The following is a 15,846-nucleotide window of genomic DNA, read 5'->3' as shown; positions in this document are numbered from 1 at the left end:
TTCTCAGCTTGCGACAGACGAGAAGGGCTTCCGCGACGGTGACGTTCGGGGGCCTTTTTCTTTTGCGGTTTCAGTCTCCTGTTGAGGTCTGCTCCGACTTTCTGAACGCCTCATAGAGGTTGCTCAGATTATCGGAAATCCACGTACCAAAGCGGCTGCCGTCCATCTCCTTCACGGCGATCGTGATGGCCTTGCCTGCCTTCTTAACGCTGACGCTAACTGCTTTGTCCTCCGGGACCCAGGATTGTGCTTGGGACTTCAGACCTACCTTGCGAACCGGCTTCCCCTTCGCATTCAGGGCTCCCAGCAGCCTTTCGAAACGTTCGTTGCTTTCCAACTCACCGAATTCTGGTTCGGACAAGATTGCATTAACCATTTCGAATTTCTTGCCGGCGAGGAGAGACAGCTCAACCCACCGCTCGCGGCCCACAGACGTAGCGGATCCAATCTTGCCGATCACAGACGCCGGAATTCTTGAGACGACTGATACCATCTTTGATACCGCAGCGGCGTTCGAGGCCAATGCTGACGAGATCACATCTCTGTCGTACCCCAAATCCTCAAGACGCTTTGCGAACATCGCCTTCTCGATGAAGCTAAGATTTGCACGAGCGGAATTCTCCTGACCCTGGGCAATTACATGGGCCCTGTCGTCGATCTCCTTGACGACTGCCCTTACCTTCCGTCCCAGCTCACGAGCGACTCGGACTCTGCGGTGGCCGAAGACAATCATATAGCGGCCGTCGGAGCCTGGATGCGGACGGACAAGTATGGGAGAATCTTGCCCCCTTTCCCGAATAGCTTCCAGCAGTTCTTGGTACTGCTCCTGGTCGTCGCCCATGCGGTCGGAAACGAACGAGCCGTCGACTGCGCTTGGGTCGAGTTCCACGACATGCTCGCCCTCAAGATACGCATCCGCTTGCTTTGCCAACTCGTTGACCGAACGGATCATGGATTTTGACGCTCCGCGGATCGGATATGCTGCAGCCGCGGTAGATGACTCCCGCTCGCCGGCTTCCGCTTCTACGAGGCCAGAAAGAAGATTTTTACGTGCCATATTTTACCTCCAGGCAGCGTAGGCCGTTGAATACATTTGGAAAAGGTGCACTTTTGTCAGCAGACAAGTCAGCGCCCCCATGCTTCATGAATCAAAGCTACGATTTCGCCATTGACGACGTCCAAGGCTTCCATTGCCCGCTCGTATGTGGACCGGGTCATCGCACTCTTTTCGACTTCGTAGAGGGTCTGCTTGGTAATCCCCGCATCGGAAATCGCCGTTGATTTCAGCATCTGGTTCTTTAGGATGAATTCGCCGAACAGCGTATGCAGGAATGCCACCATCTGCGCTTGCGGCTGGTCCGTAGGTTCGAATCGAGTAACAAGGTAGCGATACCACTCCAGATTCACCTCGGCACCGGCCGCTCTGATCGGCTCCAGGATGTTCCCGAGCATCAGCAGAAACTGGCCCATGCTCATCACATCGAGCATCTGCGGATGGATCGTGATCAACACTGAAGTCGCCGCGGTCAGTGCAGTGATCGTCAGGTAGCCAAGCTGCGGCGGACAATCGATAACTATGACATCGTAGCGATCGTCGACCTCCATCAATGCCTTCGAGATGCGTGTGAAAAACGCCCTGCCCGCATTCGAAGACTTGTCAGTCATTGCCAGAGGCGTGTCGTATTCGAATTCCTGGAGCTCTAGGTTCGCTGGGACGATGTCCAAGCCCGGGAAATTCGTCGGCTTGATGATCTCGGAGAGAGGCACCCTCTCGTCGTCATAACGAATCGCGTCGTAAAGGGATTTCGTCTGGTCGAGTTCAGGCTGGAACCCATGCAATGAAGAAAGCGACGCCTGCGGATCGAGATCGACCGCTAGGACACGGTGACCGGTAAGCGCAAGGTATTGGGCGAGGTGGGCAGCTGTAGTGGTCTTCCCGCTGCCTCCCTTGAAATTAACCACAGCTAAAATCTGAAGCTTCTCGCTGGGCCGCCGATGGGGAACATACATGCGGGCGTCAGATCGACCGTACTGGTCCAGATACTGGCGCAGCTCAAGCATCTGTTCAGCAGTGTACGAACGTCTGCCCGACGTCGAGGTTTCAGGCACCGGTCCCTTTCCTTCCAGATGCAGTTTCTTCAGATGGCTCTGGGAAACCCCCAGATACGTGGCAACCTCCGCCAGCGAGAACGAACGAAGATCTTTCTTCGCGTGGGGAGGGAAGCGCTGCATCGAAAGCAGGTGCAACTTCTTCGATATCTGGTCGCCCTGATCGAGGATGCTTTTCTCGAACAGCAGCGGGATCTTTGTAGGAACGGGCGAGTTCACGTTCATTCGATCGAGACTCTCTAAAAACGATTTTTGACGTAAAAGCGCCAAGCAACCGTCATTATGTCCGATTCGTTCGCCCGGGCAAGAAATTTAAAGTTAACAAAAGCTTAACGGTCGCGGAACTGGGCTCAATAATATGATTCATGCAACTGAATATGCTGCACAATTCGGCGATTTTGTCTGCGGACAAAGCCTACCATCCAAGCACAAATCCTGCTTACCCAGGCATCACGCCCAGTTCTTATCGGCTTCCTAAGGCGCTCCGCACCGTTGCCTGGCAAGTGATCACGACACTCTGAGCCTATGACGAGTATTTGCAGATCAAACTCGACCGCGTTCTGACCCGACATCGCAAAGCGCCATGTTGTCTTTCACCTCCCTTGAAGACGCTAAGCAAAGCGTTCCAGGTGATAGCTGTCGGAGGAGAGAGGGCAGCGCTCATCAGTCCGTTGCCTCACGATAAGCGCCAAGTGGGAGGACGGAGTAATGGTGTCGAGTTCGCTCAATGGGAAAAGAGAGGGCTTTTCAGAGCCCGGACGCCTTAGTGAGGTTGATCCGGAAACGGTCGCGACGCCGCTGGTACTTGCGGGTCATCTCGGCGCTGGCGTGGCCAAGCTGCTTCTGCACATAACGCTCATCAACCTCGGCAGAGGAAGCCAGGCCAGCGCGCAGTGAATGTCCGGAAAACTTCTGTCCCCGCTCGCCCTCGGAGAGATCGCCGCGCACGCCGGCGGCCAAGGCCGTGCGCTTGACCAACCGGGCCACCTCCTGATCGTTGAGCCGATCGACGCCGACCGTTTTACCCTGACCAGTAACACGGCGGAACAAGGGGCCATGCGCGATGCGGGCAAACCTCAGCCAGGTCTCGAGCGCGACAACCGGGCAGGTGGCGTCGGACGAACCGCGGCCGATCTCGACCTCGCGCCAGCCGGTCTTGCCGCGCAGTGTCACAAGAGCACCTTTGTCGAGCACCTCAACCCAGCCGCAGCCATCCTCGGTTTGATCGCGGGCGAGATCGAGGCCGACGATTTCGGAGCGGCGCAAGCCGCCTGCGAAGCCCAAAAGCAGCATGGCGCGGTCACGCAGGCCACGCAGCGTGCCGCGGTCGAGCGTCTCCAGCATGGCAACAAGATCGTCGCGCAGTACGGCCTCCTTCTGACGGGGCGGGGCGGCGTGCGTGTTGCGGATGCCGGCGAGCACGGTGGCGATATGACGGTCCTTCCGGTCAAGCGATTGGCCGCGCTGCGTGTAGTTCCAGGTCAGGGATGACAGGCGGCGCTCGATCGTCGCCACCGCCTTTTTGCCCCTTCCAGTGCCCGAAGCCTGCGCGGTGATATAGAGGCCAACGGTCTGCGGGTCGGGCCGCGATGGATCAAAAGACTGGCGCCGGCACCAGGCGCAAAAATGCTTCCAGTCGGCTGCGTAGGCGCGACGGGTGTTCGCCGAACTTGCTGCCTCGACATAATCGCGCGCACGGTCGGCGAGCTTTTCGAGATGCGTAGGCAACGATGTCTGTCGCGGGTCAAGGACCGGCGGGGGAGGGGAGGGGCCTTCATCCGGCCGCCCCATCTCCATGACGACGTCGACAATGTCCGGCAGGTCATCGGTGTCGATTGCGTCGGTGGACACCATCAAATTACGGGCTTTGCCCATCCAGCCTCGTCCATTCTACTGTCGCAGCAATGCGATTCTTACGAGCGAAGGTGCGGCCAAAGTCCGGAATTGTCCACCGCGAGCTGTGTGACAGAATAGCTGCGGGAATTGCCTCCGCTCCGGTCCTGGTATCGCATCAGCGGGAGCGCAACGGGCCTTTCCGATCCAGGGATGGCCTCTCAGGGGGTGGTCTCTCCTTGCTTTCATGTTCAACATCCTTTATATTCCGTTCAACAGATGGAGATACCAAGATGACCATACGTGGCGCAGCGACAGCCGCAAGCGAGGAGCGGATCGCCCACACCCGCAACCGTCTGGTGCTTGAGCAGGCGAGGGCGGTCGGCCTGCTTGGCGCGGCCAAGAACACACGCCTTTCCGGCAGGGTGCCGTCGGAATTGATCGAGGCGGCAAAGAAGCGCGCCCATGTGACCTCCGACACCGAACTGCTTGAGCTCGCCTTGTCGCGGCTGGCCCTCGAGGATGATTTTGGCGCCCGGCTCGTCGGCCGCAAGGGCAGCATCTCCGCGGACATCGATCTTGGCATTTGATCTAGGCGGCGCACTGCGGTCCCTAAAACCACAGCGGCGTAGGGCAGGGCTGGAACGGCGACCAGATTCCACCCTGTCCTGGGCAGGTGACCAGCCGCCTGTCGGCGGCGTATTGCTCCTCGACACCAGCGTCTATCTGGATGTCCTGCAGGGACGTACGCCCGAAGCGGTCGATAACCTTCTGACGTATCGGCTCTGTCACCACTCGGCCGTCTGCCTTGCCGAGCTCAGCCACGTGTTCGGCCGGCTCGACCCGGCGCACCCGACGACGAAGTCGGTCCTGGGAGCCGTTGCTGATACGATCGAGGATATTCCGGCGCACCGGCTGCATGCACCCGACGCCACCGCTTGGGGACGCGCCGGCATGCTGGCCGGCCTGTTGTTCCGGCTGAGCCATCTGCCGAAAGGGAAGGGGCATGAACGCCGCTTCCTCAACGATGCGCTGATCTTTCACCAGGCCGGTATGCTCGGGGCGACGGTCCTGACCGGCAATGTTGGCGATTTCGATTACCTCAGCCAGCTTGTTCCGTCGGTGCGGGTGATCTTCTACCGGGCAGCGCCAGGTTTGCGCCCGCAGGCTTAAAAGCGTCAGTGGGATGCACCAGCGCTATCGTAGCCGTTCCAGGAAAGACCGTCGCGCTGTGGGATGGTCCGGAGGGTCGCTGGGCGTGAATTTTGGGCTTCTGCTCGACGAAAACGGCCATTTCCCCATCTAGCGCAAGAATGAACGATAATGCAACATTATCATTCGTTTTTGCCGCTCGACAGGCTGTGCGTTTCGGCCTGGAAATCATGGCGCAAAGCGCACGGACGCTTTACCCTCCAAAACTATGATTCGCCTCGATCCCGCGACCGCCAGCTCGTCTGTGCCGCCCACCGTCCCGCCTTGGGCGCTCGCCCCCGGCGGCGTACCCGATGATGCGGACGCCGCCTTTTGCGCCGGCGCCGCCTTGAGCGCGCTCGACATGCTTGCCCGCGCGCAGCCTGCCTGGGCCGGGGCCTGGCGGCAGCGGCTGGCGCTTAACTGCGCCGCCGCCAACATGCGGCTCGCCGGCCGCGCCGAGGACGCGGCCGCCCTTCGCGACGCATGGTATCTGCGCCAGGCCGGGTCGGACCCTGGACCCGCCGGCACCATCTTTGGTGCCTGGCGGCAGTTGGCCGGGCAGCCGCCCGCCGCCAGCGCCGATCGGCTCGAAAAGATCGTTGACCAACTCGGGCTCCATTGGGACGGCGCGGCTCTCGCCGACCTCTGCACGGAGATTGAGGATGTGGCGGGGTCGCGGCGGCCGGCGCCGTTCGCCGCCGCGGCAATCGCCGCCCGCGTCGTCGCTATGTGCCCCGATGCCGAGCTTTTTGCCTGGTGGCTCGCCGATCTGGTGCTGGCGCAAAGCCTGCGCTGGCCGCGGCCGCTGCCGCTGTTGATGGCTCAGGCCTTTGGTCCGGCATTTCGCCCCGACGCCGGCGGCAAGCGCATTCGGCCGGGCGAAAACGGGTTTGAGCGGGCGGTGTGCCTGGCGCTGCTTCGGTCCGCGACCGACGCCTGCCGGTTGGCCGCCGAGCTGTCGCGTCGCGCGGAGCGGCTCATCGCCGTCGCACCGAAGCTCAGGGCAAAGGGGGCGGGCGATGTGATCCAAAGACTGCTCGACGACGACGCCGTCTCCGGATCGCTGACGACCAAAAGCCTCTCGCGCTTTGCGGCGCGGCGGCTGTTCGATCGGCTGCAACAACTCGATGCCGTGCGCGAGCTCTCCGGCCGTCCCACCTTCCGCCTGTTTGGACTGTAGCGATGAGCGAAGCCTCTGCCCGCCGCAAGCCGAACGATCAGCCGGCGCTGCTTGACACCGAGCTCGATCACCTGCCGCCAGAACTGCGCTGGCGCGAATGGATGGGCCGCGTCGAAGCGGTGATTTTTTCCGCCAGCGAACCGGTGACGCGTAGTGTCCTCGCGCGGGTGGTGGGAAAAAACTGCAATCTCGAACTGATCATCGACGACATTCGCGCCGAGCTCGCCGGCCGGCCCTATGAGTTGGTCGCGGTCGCCGGCGGCTGGCAGCACCGGACCAAGAAAATTTTTGGCGACGCCATCCGCGCCGCCTTCGGCACGGCAGCGGGCGACGGCGCAAAAGAACTGTCGCAATCCGAAGCGCTGGTTTTGATGTGCATTGCCTATTTCCAGCCGATCACGCGTGGCGAACTGTCGAGCTTTTTCGGCAAGGAGATATCGCGCGACCTGATCGGCGTGCTGCGCGCGCAGGACCTTATCGCCTCGGGACCGCGCAGCCCTCAGCCGGGCGCGCCTTACACCTATGTGACGACGAAAAATTTTCTCTCGCAGTTCGGGCTCGACACGCTGCGCCAGCTGCCGGACTTCGAGGCGCTCGAGGACGCAGGGCTGCTGTCGAAGGAAAAGTTCCTGGCTGGCGGTATTCCAGCCGGTTTGGCTAACGGGAAGGGCGAGGACGAGGTCATTGAGGACCAGGTGTCGTGAGCAGGGCGTTGTCGCGTTGTGATCCCAGAGACAGTCGATCACTCAGGACCAGGACGACTGATCGTGCGGCAGGCGGTGATCAGGATCGTGAACCGCGACATGATCGCCTTCGACAAGATTGGCCGGAAAGACCACCACGTTGGTGCCACCGGCGTGACGCAGCGACGGAAACAGGATGCCACGAAGCCCGGCCGTGATGATCAGGTCCGCAAGCTTCCACGATGGCGGGATCTTCTTGTCAATGCGAGCGACCTGGCGCCAGGCACAATCCCATTCCTGCCAAGCGCCGTCCCAGATGTCCGGGTCGAATCCCTGCGAAAGATCGGCCACCTGGCCGAGCGTGATCTTGTAGGCGGCAAGCGTTGCCGGCGGGACGACGCTGGCGCCCTGCTTGTATTCGTCAAGAGCCGTCTGGGTCGAACGGGACAGATAGAGTGCTTCGACGCCTGGCCGGTTGAAACGACCGCCGTCGATCGCCGCCCCTGCACCGCTGGTGGGCAGAAAGGCCCATTTGGGTGTCAGATAGCGATGGAATATCTCGTCCGGCCCGACGCGGGTGACCTTCACCCGCGCGCCCCGTTCTCGAGATCCCGAATGAAGGCAAGAACCGCTTCGACCTGACCGTCAGCGACGAGTTCGGCCGCCGTGCGATGGCTATAGTCAGCGATAGGTTCGTTGCGATACCAGTAGATCGCCTTGTCGACGTCGCCGGTGAGCTCCGTCGCGGCCGAGATCACCTTCACCATCTCGCGCATCCGGCTCTGCAGGCGCTCCGATGACGGATTGCGCAGCGTGTTGCGGTGGACGCCGGTCAACTGGGCCAAATTGGCAACCTTCACGCCCAGCGCCTCCGACAGGCGCTTCGGCGAGATATAGGGTGTGCGCGGCTCCTGCAGGCTATCGACAAAGCCCGAGATCACCGTGGAATGTGCGAGCTGTGCGTGGGCCATGACAATTCTCCGACCTCTCATAAGCACAATATATGCACATTTTAATGCATAGCAAGTGAACAGTGGCTTGGCGCCTCCCAGCGACCTGTTTGTCCTTCCTCATCCTCTTAGCGGTTGCCGGCTGGCGGCAGCAATGCTTCGCAATGTCGGACGTTGAGATCAGATTTGCCGCGTGCCAGATGCCGACATCAGGGAACTCTTATAAGTCGGGTAAGTCGGGGGTAATTCGCCCGCAGAAGTCGATCGGCGTATCGCGCATCTTCGACTCCTTGTTCAGCTCGATACCATCCCAGTTCCACGCCTCCAGCTTGTCGCGCTGAAAGAGACCAGCGTCCAGCCTCACTGGAATGTGGTAGCAGTTGTAGGAGTAAGTCCCGTCTGCATAGCGAACGATGAAAGGATCCTTCTGGAGGTACTCCTCCAGCGGAACCGCCGGCAGCGTCCCGTGACGGAATCGAAGCGAGGGGCCGGAGATATGGTCGTGGCGGTAGCCACCTGGAATCTCCTCGCTGATGACAAGGGCGTATTCGGATGTCGCGCTGTCGCTTTCGATACGGAAAACGATTTCGCCGTTCGGTCCTACATCACCGAGATTCAGATCGACGGCGAAAACTGGGACTTCTGACGAACCAAAGATGACGAACTGCCGGTCGTTGAAGCGCATTTGCGCCTGTTCGCCCCATTGGGCCGATATCGGCCATGCGGAATGCGGCTTCGCCAGTTTCTCCGGACGAAGGAAGTCGCGGACAATGTTGCTCTCGCTTTCAACTTCGGACGAGACCTTCGCCCACGTCGCGGCGGTCCATTCTATCCAGTCCGATATCGTCCCGGATTTTTGCTGCCAGACCTTGCCGCGGCGCTGGGTTCCTCCCCACAGGACGCGCTCTCCGTTCTCATATCCAAGGCAGGCAAGGTTGTTGAGCGAGGACTCGGCCTTTTCGATGCTGGCGAGTCCTTCGGTGACATTAGGCCCGAAATACGAGGTGAAGCTAATCGCACCGATACGCGACGAACCAAGACTCTTCACCAGCGGCAGTTCGACATTATTGAGAATGTTGAAGATAGGCGTGCCCGATACCAGCGTGGTGTCGTCGTTTGTGACCGCCTTCGCGAGCTTCTCGGATCGCAACGCATCGTAGTCGCTCGCAAAAAGGCAAAGTGATCCGGCAGCCTTGTCCCACTTGAGGATCAGGAGGTCGTAGATCGTGTCGTACACATTCTGGTAGTTGCCCCAAGCTACATCGCTAGAACGGCAGACTACTGCGACCAGAACGCTGTCCTGTTCACTCAACGCGTACCAGCTTTCAGAGTCTTTCTGAAGGACGGACTCAAAAGCCAAGGGATTCCAGTCCTCGCATTTCGTCCGGAAGAGCTGTGCTGAAAGTGCAGGCCGGAGGTTCCAAAGCGAAAGGTTGGCATGGAGATCGCCAGACTCTCTAAGCGCAAGTACCACGTCCTGCAGCCGCAGTTCCTGCGCGATTCTTTCCTCGCTTAAGCGCTTGATGAGAAGATCCCAGTCGGCTCCTTCTGCGTAGAGGTCGGCGAGTTTCGCCTCTGCGTTAGGGTCGGCAATGTTGGTGACGACTGTGGCCTCGCCGATTCTGTCGGCGGGGCCCTTGCGGGTGAAGCGGCCGATGAACTGAAGTGTTACAGCCAGCGACTTATGCGTGTCGTGAAGGGCCGCGACCTTGAGGTATGGCAGGTCGAATCCTTCTCCCAGCATGTCAACGCAAATGACGATCCGGGCTCCATCGGCTCCTCGATCAAAGAGCTGGGTCATAGCCTCGCGATTGGTCAAGCTGCGCCCGGGACCAGAGTATACGACGACCGGTTTGAGGTCCGGAGCGAGGCGCTGGTAGATGCGGCCCACCGCTTCGGCTCGGTCCTTTGATGACGTCCGCGCCATCAGCAGGTGATCGAGCTTCAGGTCGTCCCGGTCATGTCGGAGCGTCGCAATGGCTTCCTTGGCAATTGCGATATCGCGGGCTTCCTCGTCCCCATATTCTTCGATCGTTTTGAGGTTTATAGGACGGTAGTAGCCGGCGGCCTGGGCATCACCGAGCTTGTAGTTGAAGATGATCTTGCCATCGACGCGCTTTCCGTCGCGCCGGAACGGCGTTGCGGTGAATTGGAGAATACGTTTTGTAGCGAAGTGCTCCCGAACACCCTGCCACGTTCTGGCAGTGATGTGGTGGGCTTCGTCGACGATAAGATCAGAGCATGCGTCTGCGAGACGTCGGACGACCGCGGCGTCCGAGGCCTCAAGGACGTTCGGAAGGGCAACGATGACGTTTGCGTTCTGGATGATCGAGTCCAGTTCGTCCGTCGACCTTATGCCAGTGGTAATGATTGCAACGCGTGGCTTGGCGAGGTCGCGGGTGATAACCTGGGCCTCGGGCAGGACGCCAAGGCTGACGAACTTGCCAGCGATCTGGCTTCGCAGCGTATCGCTGGGAACGAGAACGAGCGTTAGTCCAAGCCGTCGGTAGACGAGCGTTGCCAGCATGGTTTCTGTTTTGCCGGTTCCGGTCGGAAGGACGACCGTGGCTGGTTCAAAGGCGGAGCCGACTGCAAAGTGAGCGGAGATCGCGTGCAGCGCGCCTATCTGCGGGGTGCGCAGGCCCGGAAGGTCGTTCTCCTCGTCCTCGGTTCGAAAATCGAACCTATTGATCCATGACTGCAGGACCTTTTCCGGCGTGTCGGCATAGGTCGCCAATTCGCCTAGGGAATCCCATTGGATTTCAAAGGTCTCAGAAAGGTTATCGAGGTCGTCGACGCCTGGTGCCACGACCACAGGCAGCGGCGTGGATATTCGGCGCGCCCCCTTTCGGCGAAGGAGAATCTCGCGGTACGGATGACTGAGTTCCGTGGTGATGAGATCGTGCCCTTTGATCTGAGAGGGCGAGATTCGAGCTTTGGTGGCAGCGCCGCCGAAGACACGCTGAACGATGCGGTTGCCGCCGACCTTCAGGCCGCGCTCTGGAAGCGCGGGGAAATCAAGAGTGCCGCGCCAGGCAACGAACAGGCTCATATCACAATGTCGACCAGAGTTGAGCAGTACTTTCCATATGAAGTCTCCATCTAATAATGACGAAGGCTGAAAAGGCGAATCAGCACGAATGAATTTCGTCCCTTTTGAGGGTTATGAACAGAAATATGTGTTTTGCATTCGGATAAGCAGTCGACTTCGGACGACGGTAGCAAATCATGGAATTCGCCAATGCTAGACAACTTTATTGGCACGAGGTCACACCTTTGCTGGGTTGTCTCGCCGCTGCAGAATTGGGCGCCCGCGGTTCGCTCATCGGTACCCAAAACCGCAGTCAGCTCCGGCGCCCCGGGAGAGGACCTATCCCGTGCCGTCGAAACCATTCGGCTGGGTCGACGCGGCAATAAGGTAATTGCGGTCGATTGCGAAGTTGCCGGTCGGAACACCGACAGTGGCTGCAAGGAGCGTCTCGGTGTCCTCCAAGGCTTTCCAAGTGGGAGGAGTTAATCGCGATCAATGTGCAGTCCGATAGTTGCTTTTCTTAGAAGTTTATCGCCATCTTGTCTTGCGGAAGGGGTGATGAGCATGCGCAATGTGAAGGGGACACGACATAGTCTTCGTAGCAGCCGGCAGCTGTCAATCATTGCCCAGGATCCATCTGTCAAAGTTGACGATCGGATTGTTAGAGCATCGATTGATGTTCCCGCCGAAGAACTGTTGCCGGGTCCACGCGGCTACAGGGTTGTCGTCGTAGACTATGATGCGACGGCTAATGCCCTCTATCAGCCGGCGAGCTTATCATCGGGGCTCGAAGGGGAGTACGCAGACCCTTTTCAGGAGGCGCCGGATGAAACGCTTCTTTCTGATCCGCGGTTTCACGCTCAAAACGTCTATGCCATTGCTATGCGTATTCTAGCTCGCTTCGAGTTTGCCCTTGGCCGGCGGGTGCAATGGGGATGCGAGGGCCATCAGCTCAACATCTTGCCACACGCATTCGCCGAGCCAAATGCTTTTTACTCGCGCGATGATCGATCGTTGTTTTTCGGTTATTTCGAAAGCTTTCCCGACAAACAGGACAACACGCATACAGTGTTTTCCTGTCTGTCGCATGATGTCATCGCTCACGAAACCACGCATGCGATCCTAGATGGCCTGCGCTCGCGTTATCTCGAACCGTCGTCGCCGGATCAGGGCGCCTTTCATGAGGGTCTTGCAGACGTCGTCGCACTGCTTTCCATTTTTGCGCTTCCTGATGTCGTCAGCGCCGCACTCGATGGAATGGCCGGCGGAGCATTGATCGACCAGGCGCTGCTCGAAAGGGACACGCTCGCCAATTCGGTCCTCTTCCGCCTGGCAGACGAAATGGGACAAGAAATGAGTGGCGTCCGAGGTTGCGCGCTGCGCCATTCGATCAAGCTGTCGCCCGGTAAGAATTACATGGATGATCCAGAATATCAGGAGGTTCATAAACGCGGGGAGCTGCTCGTTGCAGCCATGTTGCGCTCATTCCTCGACATCTGGATCAGTCGCCTGAGCCGCATCGGTACGATCGTCAACGGGCAAAAGGATCGCTCGCTAGTCATAGAGGAAGGTGCGCGTGCCGCAGACCATCTTCTGACCATGGCCATTCGTGCCATCGACTATTGCCCACCCATCGATCTTTCATTTTCCGACTACCTATCCGCTCTTTTAACCGTCGACCGTGAAGTCGTACCCGACGACCGCTATGGCTACCGGGACGCGTTGCTGGCGAACTTCAAGGATTTCGGCATCTTTCCCAGCAAACGGGCCGCCGCTGACGGAACTTGGCTGCGTTGCGACGACGAAATGATCTATAGCCGCACGCATTTCGACTCGATGCTACGGGATAACGAGGAGGTGTTCCGCTTCGTGTGGGAAAACCGAAGAACGCTAAAGATCGGCGACATCGGTTACATCGAGGTGCAATCGGTGCGCCCGAGCGTGCGTATCGCGCCCGACGGTTTCGTTTTGCGCGAGACGATCGCCGAATATGTGCAGGTCCTGACAGTCACGGCCGGCGAGCTTCGTCAGGATTTCAACGTCGATGTCCCAGACGGCATAAAATCTTGGCGTCCTTTGCGGCTGCTCGGCGGCGGAACGCTGATCTTCGACGAATATGGCCAGCTGAAGTATCAGATCGCCAATCATCTGTTGAAGGATCGGGGAGACAAGAAGCGACAAGGGGACCGGCTCGCTTATCTCTGGAAACAGGGCCTTCTGGATACGAAAAATGACAGGACAGGGGATTTCTCCGCTCTGCATCTCGCGCGAAGCGGTGTGCAGGAGAGGGCCGGATGAAGCCAAGCCGCGTAGTCATCACTTCTTACCAAGTGGGTTTTGGCGACTGCTTCCTGCTCTCGTTTGAATACCCGAACGAGCAGCGGCATGTCCTGATGGATTTCGGTTCGACCGGGTTGCCTGATGGCGTCCCGAAAAACCAGCTCGAGCTGATCGCCAATAACATTGCCGAGCGGACGAAAGACCAGAGATTGGCGGTCGTCGCTACCCACCGCCACAAGGACCATATTTCCGGCTTTGCGACGAAGAAGCAGCGACCATCATCCGGAAAGACGATCGCGGACCTGAAACCGGAACTGGTTTTGCAGCCGTGGACAGAGGATCCGAAACTAGCCGTCAATGCCAAGGGTCCGTTGCCGCCAGGAGTATCGCTCTCCGCTCACCATGTTTCCTCGCTGGCCGCCATGCAGCGGGTTGCTGGCGCGATCTTCAGCGAAGTCAAGCGCGTCCGATATCTGTCGCCTTCGCTACGCCAGGAACTTTCTTTCATGGGCGAGAACAACCTTGCCAATCTCGATGCCGTCGAAAACCTGATGACGATGTCCGCCATCCGAGAATATGCGAAAGCTGGCGATAAGACTGCGCTTGAAGACCTGCTACCCGGTATCAAGATCGACATCCTGGGACCACCCTCAATCGAGCAGTCGGAAAAAATCACCAAGCAGCGCAGCCGTGACCAGGACGAATTCTGGCACCTCATGGCTAATGCTGCGTCCTCCCTCGGCCCAACAAAAGTGCAAAGGGTTGCTCCACTCTTTCCCGATTTTACAGTTGACCCGACCGCTGGCCGTTTCCCGATAGATGCGCGTTGGATCATCAGTCAAGCGAAGCGCCTACGCGCCGACCAAATGTTGAGACTCGTGCGCATCCTCGACAATGTGTTGAACAATACGAGCCTGATCCTACTGTTTCGCTGTGGATCAAAGAGCCTTCTTTTTCCGGGTGATGCGCAGATCGAAAATTGGTCATTTGCGCTAGGCCAGCCTGCGGTGCGGGAGAAACTCAAAAAGGTCGATCTCTACAAAGTAGGACATCACGGCAGCCTTAATGCGACACCGAAATCGCTGTGGGATCTCTTTGACCGAAAGTCTGCCGAAGAGAATCCAGATAGGCTCCAGACCCTGATGTCGACAATGGCTCACAAGCATGGGGACGAAGAACGGCGCACGGAGGTTCCCCGCCAGACACTAGTGCAGGCGCTTGACCGCCAAAGCGCGCTCTTCACAACGCAAAGCCTGAATGAGAACGAGCTCTTCCACGAAACCTCTTTGGATCTGTCATGAGCGAGATGCTAGCCCTCCCTCCGTCAGGTCCGCTGGCCAGCAGTCGAAACCTCGTCATCTGCTGCGATGGAACCTCCAACCAGTTCAGCGAAGACCGTACTAATGTAGCCAAGCTGTGCCGCATTCTCCGCAAGGATCGCGATCGCCAGCTCGTCTATTACCATCCTGGGATCGGCACCAAGGCCCCACCCGGCTTTGTCACGGGTTTTGGCACCAAGCTTGCGAAAGTCGCCGGGCTTGCGTTTGGCTATGGGCTGAAGCGCGACATCGCCGACGCCTATATTTTCATCATGACGCATTTCCGCCCAGGGGATAATCTGTTCGTCTTCGGCTTCAGCCGCGGCGCCTACACTGCGCGTGCGCTGGTTGCCCTCATCAAGATGTATGGCCTTCTGATGCCCGGCAACGACGCGCTGGTTCCCTATTTGGTGGATATGTTTTGGGCAATCGGTAAAGCACGCGAAAACAAAGAGCGCCGCGACGCCTACTTCATGCTTGCAGCCGACTTCAGGCAAGAGCTTGCGACCCCAGATTGTCGGCCGCATTTCGTCGGGGTTTGGGACACGGTCAGTTCCGTTGGATGGATCGGTTCACCCACGGCTCTGCCATACACGCACGACAATCCGGATATCGCGGTGCTGCGTCATGCCGTCGCTTTGGACGAGAGGCGGGCATTTTTTCGCACCAACCTTGCCGCAACGCCTGAGGGTAAGGACGTTCGGCAGATATGGTTTGCCGGCGCCCATGGTGACGTCGGCGGCGGTTATAAGGAAGGTCAAAGCGGACTGTCACGCATTGCACTAGGTTGGATGCTCGAGGAAGCGGAAAAGCATGGGTTGTTGTTAGAAGACGCGGCCAAAGGCGAACTGCTTCAACAAATCGCCGTCGATGCCGAAAAGTACGACCTTCCGATCCACGACTCCATGACCTGGAAATGGTGGGTTGCGGAGTTCGTGCCGAAGCGGCGTTACGACGCCTCGACGGAACGCAAGGGCTGGCGCATCAATCTCTTCGGCCGAAGAGAGCCGGGACCCGATCCAATCCTCCACGATAGCGTTTGGGCGCTACCTGGCCATCAGATCCCGCCGGGATCGAGAAGGGCATCCAATGTTTGGCCGGCTGAAGCTGGCTAAACGCATTATGAATGGCATCGACACCGGATCTCTGACGAAACTCTCACAATAGAACCCAGGCGGCGCGAAAAATTGCTGACCGATTACGAGCCTTGTACAGTTGCTGTGATGCGCATAGAGCTGCACGAGAGAGCACGATCAGCGGCAGCGGA

13 protein-coding genes are annotated in these 15,846 nt (G+C 58.8%); 7 read left to right on the top strand and 6 right to left on the bottom strand.

Going from position 1 to position 15,846, the window contains the following annotated elements; all coding sequences use genetic code 11:
- Window positions 1–70 precede the first annotated feature (70 nt).
- From repB to B5V02_RS09435, 3 genes are all read right to left on the bottom strand, one after another.
- Window positions 71–1,057 carry a plasmid partitioning protein RepB gene (gene repB, locus B5V02_RS09445; protein ID WP_111543959.1) on the bottom strand — a complete coding sequence of 329 codons (987 nt, stop codon included), beginning with the start codon at window positions 1,055–1,057 and terminating at the stop codon, window positions 71–73.
- A 68-nt stretch (window positions 1,058–1,125) separates the two neighbouring features.
- Window positions 1,126–2,334 carry a plasmid partitioning protein RepA gene (repA, locus tag B5V02_RS09440; protein ID WP_111543958.1) on the bottom strand — a complete coding sequence of 403 codons (1,209 nt, stop codon included), beginning with the start codon at window positions 2,332–2,334 and terminating at the stop codon, window positions 1,126–1,128.
- A 522-nt stretch (window positions 2,335–2,856) separates the two neighbouring features.
- Window positions 2,857–3,984: a site-specific integrase gene (locus B5V02_RS09435; RefSeq protein WP_111543957.1), complete on the bottom strand. Its 1,128-nt coding sequence runs from the start codon at window positions 3,982–3,984 to the stop codon at window positions 2,857–2,859.
- Window positions 3,985–4,235: 251 nt separating this feature from the next.
- Between B5V02_RS09435 and B5V02_RS09430 the strand changes: the two genes are divergently transcribed.
- The 4 genes from B5V02_RS09430 (at window position 4,236) to scpB (ending at window position 7,020) form a co-directional block, all read left to right on the top strand.
- The gene (locus B5V02_RS09430; protein ID WP_111543956.1) at window positions 4,236–4,532 is read left to right on the top strand and encodes a hypothetical protein; all 297 of its coding nucleotides are present in this window, start codon (window positions 4,236–4,238) and stop codon (window positions 4,530–4,532) included.
- Window positions 4,522–5,115, top strand: a complete 594-nt coding sequence (locus B5V02_RS09425) for a type II toxin-antitoxin system VapC family toxin (protein WP_111543955.1) — start codon at window positions 4,522–4,524, stop codon at window positions 5,113–5,115. Before B5V02_RS09430 ends, B5V02_RS09425 begins: the two co-directional genes overlap by 11 nt.
- Before the next feature lie 247 nt (window positions 5,116–5,362).
- Window positions 5,363–6,316, top strand: a complete 954-nt coding sequence (locus B5V02_RS09420) for a DUF1403 family protein (protein WP_111543954.1) — start codon at window positions 5,363–5,365, stop codon at window positions 6,314–6,316.
- Between the two features lie 2 nt (window positions 6,317–6,318).
- Window positions 6,319–7,020, top strand: a complete 702-nt coding sequence (gene scpB / locus B5V02_RS09415) for an SMC-Scp complex subunit ScpB (RefSeq protein ID WP_111543953.1) — start codon at window positions 6,319–6,321, stop codon at window positions 7,018–7,020.
- 42 nt (window positions 7,021–7,062) lie between these two features.
- On the opposite strand, the gene B5V02_RS09410 is transcribed toward scpB, so the two are convergent.
- The 3 genes from B5V02_RS09410 to B5V02_RS09400 form a co-directional block, all read right to left on the bottom strand.
- Window positions 7,063–7,587, bottom strand: coding sequence for an RES family NAD+ phosphorylase (locus B5V02_RS09410; protein WP_111543952.1), 525 nt, complete (start codon window positions 7,585–7,587; stop codon window positions 7,063–7,065).
- Complete coding sequence (locus tag B5V02_RS09405) at window positions 7,584–7,970, bottom strand: hypothetical protein (protein ID WP_111543951.1); 387 nt, start codon at window positions 7,968–7,970, stop codon at window positions 7,584–7,586. Before B5V02_RS09405 ends, B5V02_RS09410 begins: the two co-directional genes overlap by 4 nt.
- Before the next feature lie 199 nt (window positions 7,971–8,169).
- On the bottom strand, window positions 8,170–11,001 hold the full coding sequence (locus B5V02_RS09400) for a DEAD/DEAH box helicase (protein WP_245445828.1): 2,832 nt from the start codon (window positions 10,999–11,001) through the stop codon (window positions 8,170–8,172).
- Between the two features lie 537 nt (window positions 11,002–11,538).
- Here B5V02_RS09400 and B5V02_RS09395 point away from each other — a divergent pair.
- From B5V02_RS09395 to B5V02_RS09385, 3 genes are read left to right on the top strand one after another with little or no spacing between them, the layout of a single operon-like run.
- Entirely contained in the window at window positions 11,539–13,278 is a 1,740-nt protein-coding gene (locus B5V02_RS09395; RefSeq protein ID WP_245445826.1) for a gluzincin family metallopeptidase, read from the top strand.
- Window positions 13,275–14,561 carry a ComEC/Rec2 family competence protein gene (locus B5V02_RS09390; RefSeq protein WP_111543950.1) on the top strand — a complete coding sequence of 429 codons (1,287 nt, stop codon included), beginning with the start codon at window positions 13,275–13,277 and terminating at the stop codon, window positions 14,559–14,561. The genes B5V02_RS09395 and B5V02_RS09390 overlap by 4 nt, the downstream gene beginning before the upstream one ends.
- Window positions 14,558–15,694 (top strand): T6SS phospholipase effector Tle1-like catalytic domain-containing protein, encoded by a 1,137-nt coding sequence (locus B5V02_RS09385; protein WP_111543949.1) that lies wholly within the window; start codon window positions 14,558–14,560, stop codon window positions 15,692–15,694. Before B5V02_RS09390 ends, B5V02_RS09385 begins: the two co-directional genes overlap by 4 nt.
- Window positions 15,695–15,846: the final 152 nt, after the last annotated feature.

The organism is Mesorhizobium kowhaii, assembly GCF_003253745.1.
Classification (GTDB): domain Bacteria; phylum Pseudomonadota; class Alphaproteobacteria; order Rhizobiales; family Rhizobiaceae; genus Mesorhizobium; species Mesorhizobium kowhaii.
The sequence above is the reverse complement of the archived record's forward strand: the minus strand, read 5'-3'. Positions and strand labels throughout refer to the sequence as shown.